This is a genomic window from Aeromicrobium stalagmiti, assembly GCF_013283745.1.
GTDB lineage: Bacteria > Actinomycetota > Actinomycetes > Propionibacteriales > Nocardioidaceae > Aeromicrobium > Aeromicrobium stalagmiti.
Window position 1 is genome coordinate 650,140 of record NZ_JABSTZ010000002.1, and the last position, 16,426, is coordinate 666,565.

A 16,426-nucleotide genomic window follows, 5' to 3' on the forward strand; every position below is an offset into this window, starting at 1 on the left:
GGCGGGGGCCGTCGTGCGTCTGCGGGCCGTCAGCCTGTGGGTGGCGGCTGGTAGAACAGCACAGTGAGCGATCAGCAGGACGACCCGGAGCAGCTCACGCTGGTGCCGTCGCCGGCGCCCCGCCGACGGGCCCCGCGGGCGAGGCCGACGCCCGAGGTCGCCGCCGAGCTCCCGGTTGCACGGGTCGTCGTCGACTCCGGCCTGGTGCACCTCGACAAGCCGTTCGACTATGCGGTCACGCAGGACCTCGACGAGCTGGTCGTCCCGGGGTGCCGGGTCAAGGTGCGCTTCGCCGGTCGTCTGGTCGACGGCTTCGTGGTCGATCGCCTGGCGGCCACCGAGCACGGAGGACGACTGGCTCCCGTTGCCAAGGTGGTCTCGTCCGAGGTCGCCCTGACGCCGGAGGTCATGGCCCTCGCCCGTCAGGTCGCCGACCGCTATGCCGGGTCGCTGGGCGACGTGCTACGACTCGCGATCCCGCCACGGCACGCCGCCGCCGAGAAGGCAGCGCGGCTGGTCCCGCCCGAGGGCCTTCCTGAGGGCGGTGACGAGGCGTGGGCCGACTATGAGCGCGGTGCCGCCCTCGTCGCGGCCCTGCGGGCGGGGGAGAGCCCCCGGGTCTGGTGGTCCGCGGTCCCCGGCGACGATCCGGCCCTCAGCGTGGCCCAGGCCGTGCTCGCGACCCTCGCGTCCGGTCGCGGGGCGATCGTCTGCGTGCCCGACGTGCGCGACGTGGCCCGCTGGGACGAGGTGTTCAGCGCCGTGCTGGGCGACGGCCGGCACGTGGTCCTCACCGCGGCCCAGAAGCCGGCCGCCCGCTACCGCGCCTTCTTGGCAGCCGCACGCGGCGACGTGCGCGTCGTGCTCGGCACCCGGGCGGCTGCCTTCGCCCCGGTGGCCGATCTCGGCCTCGTGGCGATGTGGGACGAGGGCGACGACCTCTACGCCGAGCCGCGCGCTCCTTATCCCCACACGCGTGAGGTCATGCTGCTGCGCGCGTCGGCCGGCGCCGCGCTGCTGGTCGGCGGCTACGCCCGCACCGCCGAGGGGCAGTCGCTGGTCGAGAGCGGCTGGTGCACCGAGGTCGTCGCCGACCGTCAGACCCGGCGCACGGCCTGGCCGCAGCTGCTGGTGACCGACGGGGTGGCAGCCGGGTCTGCCCCCGTGCGCCTGCCGGGCGAGGTCTTCGCGGCGATCAGGCGCACGACGGGTCCCGTGCTCATCCAGGTGCCACGACGCGGCTACCGCGAGTCGCTCGCGTGCCAGCAGTGCCGCCAGCCGGCCCGGTGCGAGGCGTGCCAGGGCCCCCTCGTCCAGCGCGCCGCCGGCTCGACGGTCGTCTGCCGCTGGTGCTCGCTCGAGCACCCCCACTGGCGGTGCTCGCACTGCCAGGGCACCCGGCTGCGCTCGCCCGTGGTGGGCGCCCTGCGCACGGCCGAGGAGTACGCCCGGGCGTTCCCCGGTGTCGAGGTCGTGACGTCGGGTGGTGCCACCGTCCTCGACACGGTGCCGCCGGGTCGGGTCATCGTGCTGTCGACCCCCGGGGCGGAGCCCCACGTCGAGGGCGGCTATGACCTGGTCGTGCTGATGGACACCTGGCTCATGCTGGCGCGCGACGACGTCCGGGTCGAGGAGGAGTCGCACCGGCGCTGGTTCAACGCGCTCGCGCTGGCTGCGCCCGGTGCTTCGGCGGTCGCGGTGGGCGAGACCGCGCAGCTGCAGGCCCTCGTCCGCGCCGACCCGACCGGCTTCGCGGTGCGCGAGCTCGCGGCGCGGGCCGAGACGCATCTGCCGCCGACCGCGCGGCTGGCGGCGATCGATGCGCCCGACGACGTCCTGGCCGAGCTCGCCGCCCGACCGTGGACGCCCCACACCGAGGTGCTCGGCCCGGTCCCGGTCGATCCACGCGTCCCCGACGGCGACCAGCGACTCATCCTGCGGTCACCCCGCCGCGAGGGCGCGGCGCTCGCGGCAGCGCTCAAGGCCTACGCGGCCGAGCGCAGTGCGGCCAAGCTGTCGCTGCCGCGCATCCAGGTCGACCCCTCCTCGTTCTGACCACCCCGGGCCGGGTGCGGGCCACGGCCTAGACTCGTGGCCGTGAGAGTCGTCTTTGCCGGAACCCCAGAGACGGCGCTCCCGTCCCTCGAGGCGCTCGTCGCGAGCCGCCACGACGTCGTCGCCGTGATCACCCGACCGGACGCCCCGGCCGGTCGTGGACGCACGCTGACGCCGTCGCCCGTGGCGGAGGCTGCCGCGCGCCACGGCATCGAGGTGCTCAAGCCCGTCAAGCCGTCGGACCCCGACTTCATGGAGCGGCTCCGGCAGATCGCGCCCGACTGCATCCCGATCGTCGCCTACGGTGCGCTGATCCGCCGCGAGGCGCTGGACATCCCGCAGTTCGGCTGGATCAACCTGCACTTCTCGGTGCTGCCCGCCTGGCGTGGCGCGGCTCCGGTCCAGCGCGCCATCATGGCCGGTGACGAGGTCAGCGGCGCCACGGTCTTCAGCCTGGTCGAGGAGCTCGACGCCGGCCCGGTGCTGGGCACGATCACCGAGCTCATCCGCGCCGACGACACGTCCGCCGAGCTCCTGGAGCGCCTGGCCGACTGGGGCAGCAAGCTGCTCGTCGACGTCGTCGACCACATCGAGGACGGCGACATCGCGGCCGTTCCCCAGCCCGAGGACAACATCTCCTACGCGCCCAAGCTCACGACCGAGGAGGGGCGCATCGACTGGAACCGTCCCGCGTTCGCGGTCGACCGGCACATCCGCGGCTGCACCCCGGCGCCGGGCGCCTGGACGACGCTCGACGGTGACCGCGTCAAGATCGGGCCGGCGACGATCGCCGACGACCGTACGCTCGAGCCCGGCCGACTGCACGTGGGCAAGCGTGAGGTGAGGGTCGGCACGACGACGACCGACCTGGTGCTGGGCGACGTCCAGGCCGTCGGCAAGAAGCGCATGCCGGCCGCCGACTGGGGGCGTGGCACGACCTTCGCCGACGATCCCGCCTTCACCTCGGTGGGGAGCGACGCATGACCGACCCGGTGCGCTCCGTCGCCTTCCACGCGCTGCGCGCCGTCGCGGAGCAGGACGCCTACGTCAACCTGATCCTGCCGGCGATGCTCGACGAGCACCACATCGAGGGGCGTGACGCCGCCTTCGCGACCGAGCTGGTTCACGGCACGCTGCGTCGTCAGGGCACCTACGACGCGATCATCGACCACGTCGCGAGCAAGGGCATCGGGTCGATCGACCCCCCGGTGCTCGACGCCCTGCGGCTCGGCACCCACCAGCTGCTCAACATGCGGGTGCCGGCGCACGCCGCGGTCTCGACGACCGTCGACGTGGTGCGCCGCGAGATCGGCCACAAGCCGGTCCACTTCGCCAACGCGCTGCTGCGCAAGATCGGCCAGAAGGACCTCGACGGCTGGCTCGCGATCGTCACCGAGGGGCTGGAGGGCGACGCGGCTCGGTCGGTCCGCGCCTCCCACCCGCTCTGGATCGTCACCGCGTTGCGCGAGGCCCTCGGCGGTCACGGTGCGCAGATCGACAAGCTGCTCGCCGCCGACAACGCCCCGCCGCGCGTCACCCTGGTCGCGCGCCCCGGTCTGAGCCGCGCCGAGGACCTCCCGGGACGACCGGGCGAGCTGTCGCCCTACGCCCGCATCCTCGACGAGGGCGGAGACCCCGGTGCGATCCCCGAGGTCAGGGACGGACGCGCGGGAGTGCAGGACGAGGGCTCCCAGCTCGTCGCGATCGCCCTCGCCGACGCGCAGGTCACCGGCTCGGACGCGCGGTGGCTCGACGTGTGTGCCGGTCCGGGCGGCAAGGCGGCCCTCCTCGGGGCGCTCGCCGCCGGGCGGGGAGCCACGCTCGTCGCCAACGAGCTGCAGCAGCACCGGGCCGAGCTCGTGCGCCACGGCGTCCGCCAGCTCTCCAACGTCGAGGTCACGACCTTCGACGGCCGCGAGGGCCCGTGGGAGGCCGGTTCGTTCGACCGGGTCCTGGTCGACGCGCCGTGCACCGGGCTCGGGGCCCTGCGACGGCGTCCCGAGTCGCGGTGGCGCCGCAGGCCCGCCGACCTCGACGGCCTGGTGCCGCTGCAGGAGGCGCTGCTGACCCGGGCGCTCGAGCTGGTGCGCCCCGGCGGGGTCGTGGTCTATGCGACGTGCTCGCCGCACCTGCGGGAGACGCAGGGCGTCGTCACCGCCGTGACAGCGGGACGCAGCGACGTCGACGTGGAGTCCACCCACCAGTGGTGGCCCCACATCGACGGCACCGATGCGATGTTCTGCGCGGTCCTACGCCGCCAGTGACACCGGCACCGCGGCCTTGCGCGGCGTCCGCATGACGACCGTCGCCATGGCGAACCCGACCAGTGCGAACACCATCGAGGTGAGGAACGCGGCCTCGGCGCCCGGCACGACCTCGCCGGGCACGGCGCCCGACGCGTAGACCGAGACGATCACGGCCAGGCCGATCGCCCCACCGAGCTGCTGCATGGTCTGCAGCAGTCCTGACGCGGCACCCGCGTGCTCGGGCTCGACGCCCGCAAGGATCGCGACCGTCGTCGGCATGAAGGTCAGGCCGGCCGACGCGCCGCTCAGCAGCATGGGCCCCAGGATCGAGGTCGCGTAGTCGCTGGAGGTCGAGATCTGGCTGAGCCAGGCGAAGCTGACGGCCATGCCGAGCGTGCCGATCGCGATGAGCCGGGCCGTGCCGTAGCGGGTGACGAGGCGTGCAGAGATGCGGGAGACCGCGAAGATCGCGAGCGTCAGCGGCAGGAAGGCGAACCCGGAGGCGAGCGGACCGAAGCCCAGCACCCGCTGGTCGTACTGCACCAGCAGGTAGAACATCGGGAACTGCGAGCCGACCAGGAGCGACATCACGACGAGGGCTCCGGCGCGTTGCCGGTCGCGCAGCAGGCCGAGACGCAGCAGCGGGTGGGGAGCGACGCGCTCGGTCCGGACGAACAGCGCCAGGAGGGCAGCGGCCAGGGCGAACCCACCGATCGTCCCGACGGAGCCCCAGCCGTGGTCGGGTGCGTTGATGAAGGCGTAGACCAGGGCCACGGAGCCCAAGGTCGCGGACGCGGCGCCGACCACGTCGAAGCGGCCCGGCCGACGGTCCGTCTCGGCCACGAAGCGGCGGACGAGGGCGAGCACCACGATGCCGATCGGCACGTTGATCACGAGCGTCCAGCGCCACGAGCCGACGTCCGTCAGGGCGCCGCCGAGGATCAGGCCGATCGAGCCGCCGGCCGACGACACGGCGGTGAACAACGCCAGGGCACGGTTGCGGGATCCCTCGTCGGTCGTGGCGGTCATGAGCAGCGCGAGGACGCTGGGAGCCGCGATCGCGGCGCCGACTCCCTGGGCGACACGGGCGACGACGAGCAGGTCGGCGTTGGGCGCGAGGCCGCCCGCGAGGGAGGCGACCGTGAACAGCGCCAGGCCGATCTCGAACACGCGGCGGCGTCCGAAGACGTCGCCGAGCCTGCCACCGAGCAGCAGGAGGCCGCCGAAGGCGAGCGTGTAGCCGTTGAGGACCCACGAGAGGCTGGCGGGCGAGAAGTCGAGATCGGCCTGGATGCGGGGGAGTGCGACGTTCACGACGGTGGCGTCGAGGACGAGCATCAGCTGGGCCAGCAGCACGAGGGTGATGCCGAGCGTGGCGCGCCGCTGCGCGGGTGGCGCCGAGGAGACAGAGGTCATGGCGTGCTTCCTGTTCTGGGCGGAGAGGGTGACGTAGACTAGGCGGAGAAGGACTCCGGTTCCTTCGACGACTATACGGAGACGGTCTCCGGTTAGCAAGGGAGGTGGCGCGGTGGTGTCCGTCACGCGCGAGCAGACCGGCGCCGAACCAGGTGCCAAGCCCCTGCGAGCCGACGCCCAGCGCAACTACGACAAGCTCGTCGAGGCAGCCCGCGAGGCATTTCGCGAGCACGGCGCCGAGGCCTCGCTCGACGACATCGCCAAGCGGGCCGGCGTCGGTCCCGGCACGCTCTACCGGCACTTCCCGACCCGCGACGACCTGATCGACGCGGTCATGCGCGACTGGGCGGCCCAGATCGAGGCCGACAGCGACGCGGTCGTCGGCTCCGGGCTCGACGCACGACCGGCTCTGACCGACTGGTTCGGCAAGTTCGTCGCCAACGTCGGCATCTACCGCGGCGCGGCGGCCAAGGTCATGGCGGCCATGGACGACGAGTCGTCGCCGATCTACCGCAAGTGCCAGGTGCTCGTGGGCGCCAACGAGAAGGTCATCGGGCACATCGCCGAGATGGGCGCCCTGCGCGACGGTGTCGACTCCCGTGAGGTCATGCGGCTGGTGAGCGGCGTCGCCAGCGTGGCCGACCAGGCGGGCATGGACATCGCCGAGGCGGGCCCCATGCTCGACATCGTGATCCAGGGCATCCTGCGCGACCCGGCAGCCTCCTGATCCTCCCCCCGATCGCCCGGACGCGCGCCCACTAGGCTGACGCCATGGGCATCCAGATCACCCCGAGCATGCTGTCGGCCGACTTCGCCAACCTCGAGGCCGAGGCGGCTCGCATCAGCGGAGCCGACTGGTTGCACATGGACGTCATGGACAACCACTTCGTGCCCAACCTGACGCTGGGGGCCCCGGTCATCGAGGCCCTCGCGAAGGTCGCGAAGCAGCCGATCGACGCGCACCTGATGATCGCCGACCCCGACCGCTGGGCGCCGGCCTACGTCGAGGCCGGCGCGGGCAGCATCACGTTCCACGTCGAGGCGGCCGCGGCTCCGGTGCGCCTCGCGCGGGAGATCCGCGCCAAGGGGGCGCGGGCGTCGATGGCGCTCAAGCCGGCCACGCCGATCGAGCCCTACGCGGACATGCTCCCCGAGCTCGACATGGTGCTGATCATGACGGTGGAGCCCGGGTTCGGCGGCCAGACGTTCCTCGACCTGTGCCTGCCCAAGATCCGGCGCGCCCGTGACCTCATCGACCAGCACGGTGGCGACATCTGGCTCCAGGTCGACGGTGGTGTCTCGCTCGAGACGATCGAGCGCTGTGCCGAGGCCGGCGCGGACGTCTTCGTCGCGGGCTCCGCGGTGTTCGGCGCCGACGATCCGGAGGACATGGTGTCGCAGCTGCGCTCGCATGCCGGACGTCACGTCCACTGACGGGGACGACCCGATAGAATGACCGCAACGAGCAGTTGCTCGTGTGCTCCGGGGTCGGTGCAATTCCGAACCGGCGGTGACAGTCCGCGACCCGCGGTCACTTCTTTGCGCAGCAACCAGCGCAGGGGTGAGGCCCGGTTGAGCCGGTGGAATTCCGGCACCGACGGTGAAAGTCCGGATGAGAGGGGCACGTGTGTCGTGGTGACGTCTGCCGCGGCCACGCGATGACACCCGTCATCTCCCGCCCCGGGTCGTGCGAGCAGACCACCACCCGGAGGAATGCATGGCATCAGAGGTCGAAGTCGCAGCGATGCGACGGGCGCTCGACGCGGCCCGCGGGACGCGGCGGACGTTGCCCAACCCGCGCGTCGGCTGCGTGCTGATCGCGTCCGACGGCACCGAGATCGCGGTGGGAGCCCACCACGGCGCCGGCACGCCCCATGCCGAGGTCGACGCCCTGACCCGCGCCGGCGACGCCGCTCGCGGCGCCACGGCCGTCGTCACCCTCGAGCCGTGCAACCACACGGGTCGCACGGGGCCCTGCGCGCAGGCCCTCATCGACGCAGGGGTGGCACGGGTCGTCTTCGGGCAGATCGATCCTGATCGCACCGCGTCGGGCGGCGCCTCGACGCTGCGGGCCTCCGGCATCGAGGTCGAGCCCGGCGTGATGGCCGAGGAGGCGACCGACCTCAACGTCGAGTGGACGTTCGCGGTGACGTCGGGGCGACCCTTCGTGACCTGGAAGTACGCCGCGACGCTCGACGGGCTCAGTGCGGCTCCCGACGGCACCAGCAAGTGGATCACCAGCGACGAGGCGCGGCGCGACGTGCAGACGTTCCGTGCCGAGGCCGACGCGATCGTCGCGGGCACGGGCGCCGTGCTGGCCGACGACCCCCGTCTGACCGTCCGCGACGCCAAGGACATGCCGCTGCCCTACGACCAGCAGCCGCTGCGGGTCGTCGTGGGCGAGACCAAGATCCCCAACTACTTCCGGGTCTTCGACCGGGTGGCGCCGACCCTCATGATCCAGTCGCGCGACCCCGACACCGTGCTGCAGAAGCTCGTCGAGAACGGCATCCGCCACATCTGGCTGGAGGGTGGTCCGCGCCTGGCCGGTGCCTTCTGGAAGGCCGGCGTCATCGACCGGATCATCGGCTACATGGCACCCGCGATGCTCGGCTCCGGCCGTGCCGCGCTGGAGGGCGAGGCCACGACCCTCGCCGACCTGCGACCGATCCACATCGAGGACCTCACGATGATCGGTCCCGACATCCGCATCATCGGCACCCCAGGGCGCATGCAGAGAGAGGACTTCGACTGATGTTCACCGGACTCATCGAGGAGAAGGGCACCATCACCGCGGTGGAGGAGCTCGGCGACTCCGTGCGCCTGACGATCCGCGGCCCCGTCGTCACGTCCGACGCAGGTCACGGCGACTCGATCGCCGTCAACGGCTGCTGCCTGACCGTCATGGCCCAGGACGGCGACACGTTCGGCGCGGACGTCATGAAGGAGTCGCTCGACAAGACGTCCCTGGGCGACCTGGCCGTGGGCTCGCAGGTCAATCTCGAGCGCGCCACGAAGGCGGGGGCCCGGCTCGGCGGTCACATCGTGCAGGGCCACGTCGACGGCACCGGCCACGTCATCGACCGCACGCCCAGCGAGCACTGGGAGGTCGTGCGCATCGGCCTGCCGGTCGAGCTCGCGAAGTATCTCGTCGCCAAGGGCTCCGTCACCGTCGACGGCACGTCGCTGACGGTCGTCGAGGTCGTCGACGCGGCCCCGTCGACGGGGGAGGGGCCGTGGTTCTCGGTCTCGCTGATCCCCACCACGCTCGCCGACACCACGTTGGGCACCAAGGCTCCGGGCGACCGGGTCAACCTCGAGGTCGACATCCTCGCCAAGTACGTCGAGCGCCTGCTCGCAGCACAGAAGGAAGAATCGGCATGACCGAGCACGAAGCAGTCAGGCTCGACAGCATCGAGCGTGCGATCGCGGACTTCCGCGACGGCAAGGCCATCGTCGTCGTCGACGACGAGGACCGCGAGAACGAGGGCGACATCATCTTCGCCGCGAGCAAGGCGACGCCGGAGCTCATGGCGTTCCTGGTCCGCTACTCCAGCGGCCTGGTCTGCGCGCCCATCACCGGCGACATCCTCGACCGGCTCGCGATCCCGTTGATGACGCCGCACAACCGCGAGAAGATGCGCACGGCCTACACCGTGTCGATCGATGCCCGCGACGGCATCACGACCGGCATCTCGGCCTCCGACCGCGCCCGTACGTGCCGGGTGCTCGCCGACTCGGCCACCGAGCCGTTCGAGCTCAACCAGCCGGGCCACATCATCCCGCTGCGGGCCAAGCCGGGAGGCGTTCTCGAGCGCGCCGGCCACACCGAGGCCGCGGTCGACTTCGCGCGCCTCGCGGGACTCACGCCGGCCGGCGTGATCGGTGAGGTGCTCAACGACGACGGCACCCTCATGCGGGCGCCCGAGCTGCGCGAGTTCGCCGACGAGCACGGCATCGCGCTGGTGTCGATCGAGGCCCTCCAGGTGCACCTGCGCCTGCACGAGTCGCAGGTCGACCGCCTCGCGACGACCCGGCTGCCCACCGAGTTCGGTGAGTTCACGGCCCACGGGTACCGCGACCGCATCGAGGGCTCCGAGCACATCGCGCTGGTCCACGGCGATCCCGGCACCGAGGACGTCCTGGTGCGCATCCACTCCGAGTGCCTCACCGGCGACGTGTTCGGCTCGCGCCGCTGCGACTGCGGCCCCCAGCTCGAGCTCTCGATGACCGAGATCACCGCGGCGGGCGCGGGCATCGTCGTCTACCTGCGCGGCCACGAGGGTCGCGGCATCGGGCTGCTGCACAAGCTGCAGGCCTACGGTCTGCAGGACGCCGGCAGCGACACGGTCGACGCCAACATCCAGCTCGGCTTCGGCGAGGACGAGCGCGACTACGCCGCCGGAGCGCAGATCCTGCGCGACCTGGGGGTCACGTCGGCGCGCCTGCTCACCAACAACCCCGACAAGACGACGGCGCTCGAGGCGTACGGCGTCAAGGTCAGCGAGCGTCTTCCGCTCCTGATCGCCCCGACGGAGGACAGCCTGCGTTATCTGCAGACCAAGGCCGAGCGCATGGGACACGACCTTCCCGGCCTCGAGGAGGAGAGCTGATGTCAGGACACGGAGCACCGCAGCTGGCCGTCGACGCGGCGGGCGCCCGCGTGGCGATCGTCGCCTCGAGCTGGCACACCGAGGTGATGGACGGACTCATCGCGGGAGCCCAGGCGGCCCTGGCCGACGCCCACGTCACGGACGTGACGCTGGTGCGCGCGCCCGGGTCGTTCGAGCTTCCCATCCTCTGCCAGGCGTACGCCCGGCAGGGCTTCGACGCGGTGATCGCCCTCGGGGTGATCATCCGGGGCGGCACGCCGCACTTCGAGTACGTCTCTGCCGCCGCGACCGACGGCCTCAGCCGGGTCGCGCTCGACACCGGTGTGCCCGTCGGCTTCGGCCTCCTGACCTGCGACGACGACGCCCAGGCGCTCGATCGCGCAGGGCTGGAGGGCAGCAAGGAGGACAAGGGACGCGAGGCCGTCGAGGCCGCCCTGTCCGCGTGGAACGTCCTGCGCACCCTTGCCTGAGCCGCACCGATAGACTGCTCCACGATGAAGACCTTCGACCAACTCTTCGCCGAGCTCGCCGACAAGGCCGCGACGCGCCCCGAGGGCTCGCGCACCGTCGCCGAGCTCGATGCCGGCGTCCACTCGATCGGCAAGAAGCTCGTCGAGGAGGCCGCCGAGTCGTGGATGGCCGCCGAGCACGAAGGTCCTGAGCGCACGGCCGAGGAGATCAGCCAGCTGCTCTACCACGCGCAGGTGATGATGATCGCCTCCGGCATCTCGCTCGACGACGTCTACGCGCATCTGTGACGGACCGGCTGCTGCTCTCGACGAGGGTGGGCGCCCGTCCGTGCCTCCGCCGTCCGTCACAGACTCCCTGAGAAGAGACCTTCCATGCTCAAGATCGCCGTTCCCAACAAGGGCGCGCTGGCCGAGGCCGCCGCGCAGATGCTGGCCGAGGCCGGCTACCGCCAGCGTCGCAACGCCAAGGACCTCGTCACCCTCGACCCCGACAACGACGTCGAGTTCTTCTACCTGCGTCCGCGTGACATTGCCATCTACGTGGGGGAGGGCACGCTCGACGTCGGCATCACCGGCCGCGACCTGCTGCTCGACTCCGGCGCCAACGCGGTCGAGAACATCTCGCTCGGCTTCGGCGCCTCCACGTTCCGCTTCGCCGCACCGATCGGCCAGATGTCGTCGGTCGACGACCTCGCCGGTGCCCGCATCGCGACCTCCTACGAGGGCATCGTGGGCGCCTACCTCGCCGAGCGGGGGATCAGCGCCGACGTCGTCCGGCTCGACGGGGCGGTCGAGTCCTCGATCCGCCTCGGCGTGGCCGACGCCATCGCCGACGTCGTCGAGACCGGCAGCACCCTGCGTCAGGCCGACCTCGAGGTCTTCGGTGACCCGATCCTGTCGTCCGAGGCCGTCATGATCACCCGGAAGGACGCCCCGGAGGCGCCCGGGTTCGAGATCTTCAAGCGCCGCATCGACAGCGTGCTGGTGGCGCGGACGTACATCATGATGGACTACGACATCCGTGTCGACCAGGTCGAGAAGGCCGTCGAGCTGACGCCGGGCATCGAGTCGCCGACGGTGTCGCCCCTGCATCGTGAAGGGTGGGTCGCCGTGCGCTCGATGGTGCCGCGTGACGCCGCCCAGAAGGTCATGGACGAGCTCTACGGCCTCGGCGCCCGGGGCATCCTCGTGACGGACATCCTCGCGTGCCGGATCTGATGACGTTCCGGCCCGGTGGCGCGCGGATCGTCGCCTACGCCGTCGCCGTCATCATGCTCGTGCTCACGGCCGTGATCGCGTTCGCGCTGCCCGACGAGATCTACTTCACGACCGCCGAGACGATCACGCTCTGGATCATCATCCTGGCCGTCCTGGCGCTGCTGCACGGCATCGGTCGCAGCTTCGTGCGGGCCACCGACGCGGGCGTCGAGGTGCTCAACGGCTACCGCCGGCACACCGTCGCGTGGTCCGACATCGAGGGCTTCGCGATGAACACCGGCGCGCCCTGGCCGACGCTCGTGACGACGGACGACGAGCGGGTCATGCTGTTCGCCATCCAGGGCAGCGACGGGCGCTACGCCCGCGAGGCCGTCGACTACCTGCGCGGACGGATCGGCTGATGGCCCACGGTCACGACGGCCCTCCCGGGGGCGGGAGGGGCGCCCACCTGGCGAGTCCCCAGTTCCCGGGCGACGACGGCACCGTCGCGCCCGCCCTGGCCGAGGCCTTCGGCGACAACGTCGCGGTGCTGCAGGCGCTCGGCGACGCCCGCGTGTTCGTGCCGATCGTCGCGCTGCTCGGCGAGACCCCGGCCCAGGGCGACAAGAACGCCGACATGGCCGCGGTGCTGATGACCGGAGCCGACGGCCGGCAGGCGCTGCTCGCCTTCAGCAGCGTCCAGACGATGGCCGTGTGGGACCCGCAGGCCCGTCCCGTGCCGATCCTCGGGCGCGACGCCGCCTTGGCGGCGATCGACGAGAAGGCCTCGGCCATCCTGCTCGACCTGGCCAACCCGTCGTTCACGGTCGTCGAGACCGACGACCTGCAGCACCTGGCCGCCGGCCACCGCCTGACCCGCACTGCTGCGGGCCAGGCCTGGGTGGTCTGACGGCCCGGTGCTACGAGCGCGCGTTCGCGACGTAGGGCTTGCCCGACTTCCAGCGCAGGGCCTTGACGTACAGGTTCTTGGGACCGCCGGGCGTCGAGGTGCGGCTCGCGTGGCCGTTGAAGTAGATCAGCCACTTGTCGCCACCGGTGCCCACGACCTGGGCGTTGCCGCGCCCGCAGGTGTTGAGGCCCTTGAAGAACGGCAGGTCGGTGCTCCGGGCCTTCAGCCACGCCTTCGAGCTCCACAGCGACTTCGTCTGGTGGTAGCGCGTGATGTAGTTGCAGGTGCCGTACCAGCCGAACGACGTGAAGAGCGTGTAGGTGCCGCCGCGTTTGGCCAGCACCGGGTTCTCCTCGATGTACTGGTGGGTCTTGTCGCTGATGCGGATGCTGCCACCGTCGGCGTGGGCCGGGTTGGGGGCCGTCCGGGTGGGGTCGTTCGGGTCGAGCCGGACCAGACGGGTGGTGGTGTGCCACTTGCCGCTCTTGCGGATCTGCGTCTTGTAGGTCAGGACCAGCTCGTTGCTGCTCAGACGGACCGGGGTCGGGTCGATGAGCGAGAAGCGAGTCCCCTCGGACCTGATCTGGTCGACGGGACTGGCGCCCGAGCCCTTCCAGCACGCCAGCGCGCGCGGGCTGGCGGTGAAGGGACCCTGCGCGCTCGGACCGGTGCCGGTGCCGATGCACCGGGCCGAGCCGGCCTTCTTGACGGTCACGGCGAAGTACGCGACGTACGTGCCCGATGCCGACCGTGTCACCGACGGCGCCCAGATGCTGTGGTCCTCCTTGCCCTCGGAGCTGATGCTGCCCATCCACGAGGGGGCGGTGCCCTTCTTGAGCAGCCGGCGCTTGGCCACCTTGCCGTACGAGCTCGACGCGCTGGCGGTGCTCGAGACCGACACGGAGTGGCTGTCCCAGCTGCCGGTCCCGTGGATGACCCAGCGGCCCGCCTCGACGTCCTGGACGACGCCCGGGTTGGCCAGGCCGGACACCGCGGGCTTGCGGACCGAGTCCGCGGCGACGGCGCCGGGAGCCGTCCCGGCCACCAGGGCGACGGCGCCCAGGGCTGTCGCGCCCACCTGCAGGCAGCGACGTGCGTATGTTCTTGGCATCACGAATGTTCCCCCTCGATAGCGACGGGGATCGCGGAGTGCTCGCACGGTTGCAGCACCGACCCCCGTCCCGGCCAGTATCGGTGCGGGGACAGTGGCGGGCAACCCTCCGCGCGGACCGAGCGACCGATCAGCTCGCCTGGATCGCCCGCACCTCGCGCAGGGGCACCGTGATGTGGACGTTGCCGTCGTGCCGCTCGACCCGCGCGACGAAGCCGGCGTTGCCGACGGCGCGCAGCAGGTGGTCGTTGGACCCGGCGGTGACGAAGGTGAGGCGCGCCGCCCCCTCGCTCTTGGCGCGCCCGGCCGCGTGCTTCATCAGTCGCGTGCCGAGTCCCTGGCCCTGCCAGGCATCCTCCACGATGAGCTGGAAGCGCCACACGTCCTCGACGAGCTCGAGCACGCCGTGGCCGACGACGTCGAGCCCGACCTGCACCACGAACGCGCACCCGACGTCGGGGACCACGAGGCGGCGGGCCATCCGCGTCGTCATCGGCATCTTCAGCGGCACCTGGTAGCGGTTGTAGAGGGTGTCGACGCTGCAGCGCTCGTGGAGGGCCGTCACGGCCTCGATGTCGGCGAGGGTCGCCTGGCGGACGAGCGGCACCGCCTCGCGCGGCGACGGGCTGATCAGGGGGATGTCGCTCCCGGCGTCGCTGACCAGCGACACCAGGGCCTGGGCGCGGGCACGCTCGACCGGGGTGAAGGGGACGGCGCGACTGATGCGCAGCTCCGAGCCGTTGCGCCGGGTCAGCACCAGGACGTCGTGACCGCTGTAGTCGGCGACATCGGGCGGCTCGGTCTCGAGCAGCTCTCGCAGCACCTCCTCGACGTCGCGGCCCTCGTCGAGCACCTGGTGCACCCCGTCGAGGTAGCGCGTCGGCGCGTCCGCGGTCGCAGCCCCGGTCACACGGGTGACCGCGACCTGCGCGCCGCCCGCCCGCTCGAAGACCTCGGCGACCTGCAGGTCGGTGAACCCGTCGGGCGCACTGACGACGAGCTCGTCCGTGACGTGCGGGGTGGTGGGGAAGACCTGGAGGCCCTGGATGTTGATCCCGGCGTCGCCGCAGGCCAGCGCGATGGCAGCCAGGTTGCCCGGTCGGTCAGCAAGAGTCGTTCGTACGCGCCACAGCATGGTGCCAGAGTGACGCAGGGAGTTTTCACCTCCGCAACACCGATGTTTCGGCCGTGCTACGACGCCGATTTCACAACCGAACGGCACCGCTGATAGTCTGGTCGCTGAAGTGGAGGCCCACCTCCCACCTACGTGGTTCCTGACCGCGAGGTACGAGTCGGTTCGACCGGCCACGGCGCATGCCGTGTTCGCAGAGCTGATGGTTGCACTGTTCCGGCATTTCTAGGAATAGTGCTCTGGTGGCGTCCGTTTCACACGGGGGCCACTTTTTTGTGCGACGAGCTCGGTTCGACGAGCTTCGTCCGCGAGAAGTTCCGTGGCCCTCCACACGACCCCAGGAGGATCCATCACCACAGAGCTGCGCGTCAACGACCGAATCCGAGTGCCCGAAGTACGCCTCGTCGGTCCTGGCGGTGAACAGGTCGGCATCGTTCGAATCGAAGATGCCCTGCGACTGGCGGCGGAAGCCGATCTCGATCTCGTCGAGGTGGCGCCCACAGCTCGTCCGCCCGTCTGCCGACTCATGGACTACGGCAAGTTCAAGTACGAGACCGCTCAGAAGGCTCGCGAGTCACGGCGCAACCAGACCAACACCATCATCAAAGAGATGAAGCTGCGTCCCAAGATCGATCAGCACGACTACGACACCAAGAAGGGTCACGTCGTCCGATTCCTCAAGGCCGGCGACAAGGTCAAGATCACGATCATGTTCCGCGGACGCGAGCAGCACCGCCCCGAGCTGGGCTACCGCCTGCTGCAGCGTCTCGCCGCCGACGTCGAGGATCTCGGTTTCATCGAGTCCAACGCCCGCCAGGACGGCCGCAACATGACGATGGTGCTCGGTCCGCACAAGAAGAAGTCCGAGGCACAGGCCGAGGTCAAGGCGGAGAAGGCCGTGAGCATGAGCGCGAAGGCCGCCGAGAAGGAAGCCGAAGAGGCTGAGGTCAAGGCGCACCGCGAGGCCGCCCAGAAGACAGCAACACCCAAGAAGCCACGTCGACGTTCTGAGAACCTCGACCCAGACATGGAGGCATAAATGCCGAAGTTCAAGCCCCACTCGGGAATGAAGAAGCGCGTCAAGCTGACCGGAAGCGGCAAGCTGCGTCGTGAGCAGACCAACCGTCGTCACCTCCTCGAGGTCAAGTCGTCGCAGCGCAAGCGTCGCCTCGACGGCACCACGGCCGTCTCCAAGAACGACGTCCCCCGCGTGAAGAAGATGCTCGGTCTCTGACCGCGTTCCCACCCCCCTCCACGGACTAGCAAGTCCACTGAT

At 71.0% G+C, this 16,426-nt stretch carries 18 protein-coding genes and 1 riboswitch; of the genes, 15 read left to right on the plus strand and 3 right to left on the minus strand.

What is annotated here, in order from left to right; genetic code table 11:
* The first annotated feature begins 63 nt into the window (after window positions 1–63).
* The 3 genes from HQK15_RS12140 to HQK15_RS12150 are packed head-to-tail and all read left to right on the plus strand — an operon-like array spanning window position 64 to window position 4,319.
* Window positions 64–2,055, plus strand: a complete 1,992-nt coding sequence (locus HQK15_RS12140) for a primosomal protein N' (protein ID WP_173491712.1) — start codon at window positions 64–66, stop codon at window positions 2,053–2,055.
* Between the two features lie 42 nt (window positions 2,056–2,097).
* Window positions 2,098–3,039 (plus strand): methionyl-tRNA formyltransferase, encoded by a 942-nt coding sequence (gene fmt, locus HQK15_RS12145; RefSeq protein WP_173491713.1) that lies wholly within the window; start codon window positions 2,098–2,100, stop codon window positions 3,037–3,039.
* Window positions 3,036–4,319 (plus strand): RsmB/NOP family class I SAM-dependent RNA methyltransferase, encoded by a 1,284-nt coding sequence (locus tag HQK15_RS12150; protein ID WP_173491714.1) that lies wholly within the window; start codon window positions 3,036–3,038, stop codon window positions 4,317–4,319. Before fmt ends, HQK15_RS12150 begins: the two co-directional genes overlap by 4 nt.
* Here the strand turns inward: HQK15_RS12150 and HQK15_RS12155 are convergent.
* Window positions 4,305–5,717, minus strand: a complete 1,413-nt coding sequence (locus HQK15_RS12155) for an MFS transporter (protein ID WP_173491715.1) — start codon at window positions 5,715–5,717, stop codon at window positions 4,305–4,307. The genes HQK15_RS12150 and HQK15_RS12155 overlap by 15 nt on opposite strands.
* Window positions 5,718–5,832: 115 nt before the next feature.
* On the opposite strand from HQK15_RS12155, the gene HQK15_RS12160 reads away from it, so the two are divergent.
* The 10 genes from HQK15_RS12160 to HQK15_RS12205 all read left to right on the plus strand — a co-directional run bounded on the left by HQK15_RS12160 (window position 5,833) and on the right by HQK15_RS12205 (window position 12,907).
* Window positions 5,833–6,444, plus strand: a complete 612-nt coding sequence (locus tag HQK15_RS12160; protein WP_367649151.1) for a TetR/AcrR family transcriptional regulator — start codon at window positions 5,833–5,835, stop codon at window positions 6,442–6,444.
* A 44-nt stretch (window positions 6,445–6,488) separates the two neighbouring features.
* A complete protein-coding gene (gene rpe, locus HQK15_RS12165) occupies window positions 6,489–7,151 on the plus strand; it encodes a ribulose-phosphate 3-epimerase (RefSeq protein ID WP_173491716.1) in 663 nt (220 codons plus the stop codon).
* A gap of 40 nt (window positions 7,152–7,191) precedes the next feature.
* A riboswitch (FMN riboswitch) is annotated at window positions 7,192–7,345 on the plus strand.
* Window positions 7,346–7,434: 89 nt separating this feature from the next.
* Window positions 7,435–8,472: a bifunctional diaminohydroxyphosphoribosylaminopyrimidine deaminase/5-amino-6-(5-phosphoribosylamino)uracil reductase RibD gene (gene ribD, locus HQK15_RS12170; RefSeq protein ID WP_173491717.1), complete on the plus strand. Its 1,038-nt coding sequence runs from the start codon at window positions 7,435–7,437 to the stop codon at window positions 8,470–8,472.
* Window positions 8,472–9,101: a riboflavin synthase gene (locus tag HQK15_RS12175; protein WP_173491718.1), complete on the plus strand. Its 630-nt coding sequence runs from the start codon at window positions 8,472–8,474 to the stop codon at window positions 9,099–9,101. The genes ribD and HQK15_RS12175 overlap by 1 nt, the downstream gene beginning before the upstream one ends.
* Entirely contained in the window at window positions 9,098–10,330 is a 1,233-nt protein-coding gene (locus HQK15_RS12180; RefSeq protein WP_173491719.1) for a bifunctional 3,4-dihydroxy-2-butanone-4-phosphate synthase/GTP cyclohydrolase II, read from the plus strand. Before HQK15_RS12175 ends, HQK15_RS12180 begins: the two co-directional genes overlap by 4 nt.
* On the plus strand, window positions 10,330–10,800 hold the full coding sequence (gene ribH, locus HQK15_RS12185; RefSeq protein ID WP_173491720.1) for a 6,7-dimethyl-8-ribityllumazine synthase: 471 nt from the start codon (window positions 10,330–10,332) through the stop codon (window positions 10,798–10,800). Before HQK15_RS12180 ends, ribH begins: the two co-directional genes overlap by 1 nt.
* Before the next feature lie 24 nt (window positions 10,801–10,824).
* The gene (locus tag HQK15_RS12190; protein ID WP_173491721.1) at window positions 10,825–11,088 is read left to right on the plus strand and encodes a phosphoribosyl-ATP diphosphatase; all 264 of its coding nucleotides are present in this window, start codon (window positions 10,825–10,827) and stop codon (window positions 11,086–11,088) included.
* A gap of 84 nt (window positions 11,089–11,172) precedes the next feature.
* A complete protein-coding gene (hisG, locus tag HQK15_RS12195; RefSeq protein ID WP_173491722.1) occupies window positions 11,173–12,018 on the plus strand; it encodes an ATP phosphoribosyltransferase in 846 nt (281 codons plus the stop codon).
* Window positions 12,018–12,419 (plus strand): PH domain-containing protein, encoded by a 402-nt coding sequence (locus HQK15_RS12200; protein ID WP_173491723.1) that lies wholly within the window; start codon window positions 12,018–12,020, stop codon window positions 12,417–12,419. Before hisG ends, HQK15_RS12200 begins: the two co-directional genes overlap by 1 nt.
* Complete coding sequence (locus HQK15_RS12205; protein WP_173491724.1) at window positions 12,419–12,907, plus strand: SseB family protein; 489 nt, start codon at window positions 12,419–12,421, stop codon at window positions 12,905–12,907. The genes HQK15_RS12200 and HQK15_RS12205 overlap by 1 nt, the downstream gene beginning before the upstream one ends.
* 10 nt (window positions 12,908–12,917) lie before the next feature.
* Here HQK15_RS12205 and HQK15_RS12210 read toward each other — a convergent pair whose 3' ends face one another.
* Together HQK15_RS12210 and HQK15_RS12215 are read right to left on the minus strand one after the other, a co-directional pair.
* The gene (locus tag HQK15_RS12210) at window positions 12,918–14,018 is read right to left on the minus strand and encodes a family 43 glycosylhydrolase (protein WP_173491725.1); all 1,101 of its coding nucleotides are present in this window, start codon (window positions 14,016–14,018) and stop codon (window positions 12,918–12,920) included.
* Between the two features lie 130 nt (window positions 14,019–14,148).
* Window positions 14,149–15,153 (minus strand): GNAT family N-acetyltransferase, encoded by a 1,005-nt coding sequence (locus tag HQK15_RS12215; protein ID WP_173491726.1) that lies wholly within the window; start codon window positions 15,151–15,153, stop codon window positions 14,149–14,151.
* A 316-nt stretch (window positions 15,154–15,469) separates the two neighbouring features.
* Here HQK15_RS12215 and infC point away from each other — a divergent pair, with 316 nt between their 5' ends.
* Complete coding sequence (infC, locus tag HQK15_RS12220; RefSeq protein WP_173491727.1) at window positions 15,470–16,189, plus strand: translation initiation factor IF-3; 720 nt, start codon at window positions 15,470–15,472, stop codon at window positions 16,187–16,189.
* Window positions 16,190–16,384 (plus strand): 50S ribosomal protein L35, encoded by a 195-nt coding sequence (rpmI, locus tag HQK15_RS12225; RefSeq protein ID WP_108578165.1) that lies wholly within the window; start codon window positions 16,190–16,192, stop codon window positions 16,382–16,384. It begins immediately after the preceding gene.
* Window positions 16,385–16,426: the final 42 nt, after the last annotated feature.

Bases quoted from the DNA above. Each gene is read 5' to 3' on its own strand.
- HQK15_RS12150 (WP_173491714.1), top strand. From the start codon at position 3,036: ATGACCGACCCGGTGCGCTCCGTCGCCTTCCACGCGCTGCGCGCCGTC.
- HQK15_RS12155 (WP_173491715.1), bottom strand. From the start codon at position 5,717: ATGACCTCTGTCTCCTCGGCGCCACCCGCGCAGCGGCGCGCCACGCTC.
- rpe (WP_173491716.1), top strand. From the start codon at position 6,489: ATGGGCATCCAGATCACCCCGAGCATGCTGTCGGCCGACTTCGCCAAC.
- ribD (WP_173491717.1), top strand. From the start codon at position 7,435: ATGGCATCAGAGGTCGAAGTCGCAGCGATGCGACGGGCGCTCGACGCG.
- HQK15_RS12175 (WP_173491718.1), top strand. From the start codon at position 8,472: ATGTTCACCGGACTCATCGAGGAGAAGGGCACCATCACCGCGGTGGAG.
- HQK15_RS12180 (WP_173491719.1), top strand. From the start codon at position 9,098: ATGACCGAGCACGAAGCAGTCAGGCTCGACAGCATCGAGCGTGCGATC.
- ribH (WP_173491720.1), top strand. From the start codon at position 10,330: ATGTCAGGACACGGAGCACCGCAGCTGGCCGTCGACGCGGCGGGCGCC.
- HQK15_RS12190 (WP_173491721.1), top strand. From the start codon at position 10,825: ATGAAGACCTTCGACCAACTCTTCGCCGAGCTCGCCGACAAGGCCGCG.
- hisG (WP_173491722.1), top strand. From the start codon at position 11,173: ATGCTCAAGATCGCCGTTCCCAACAAGGGCGCGCTGGCCGAGGCCGCC.
- HQK15_RS12200 (WP_173491723.1), top strand. From the start codon at position 12,018: ATGACGTTCCGGCCCGGTGGCGCGCGGATCGTCGCCTACGCCGTCGCC.
- HQK15_RS12205 (WP_173491724.1), top strand. From the start codon at position 12,419: ATGGCCCACGGTCACGACGGCCCTCCCGGGGGCGGGAGGGGCGCCCAC.
- HQK15_RS12210 (WP_173491725.1), bottom strand. From the start codon at position 14,018: ATGCCAAGAACATACGCACGTCGCTGCCTGCAGGTGGGCGCGACAGCC.
- HQK15_RS12215 (WP_173491726.1), bottom strand. From the start codon at position 15,153: ATGCTGTGGCGCGTACGAACGACTCTTGCTGACCGACCGGGCAACCTG.
- rpmI (WP_108578165.1), top strand. From the start codon at position 16,190: ATGCCGAAGTTCAAGCCCCACTCGGGAATGAAGAAGCGCGTCAAGCTG.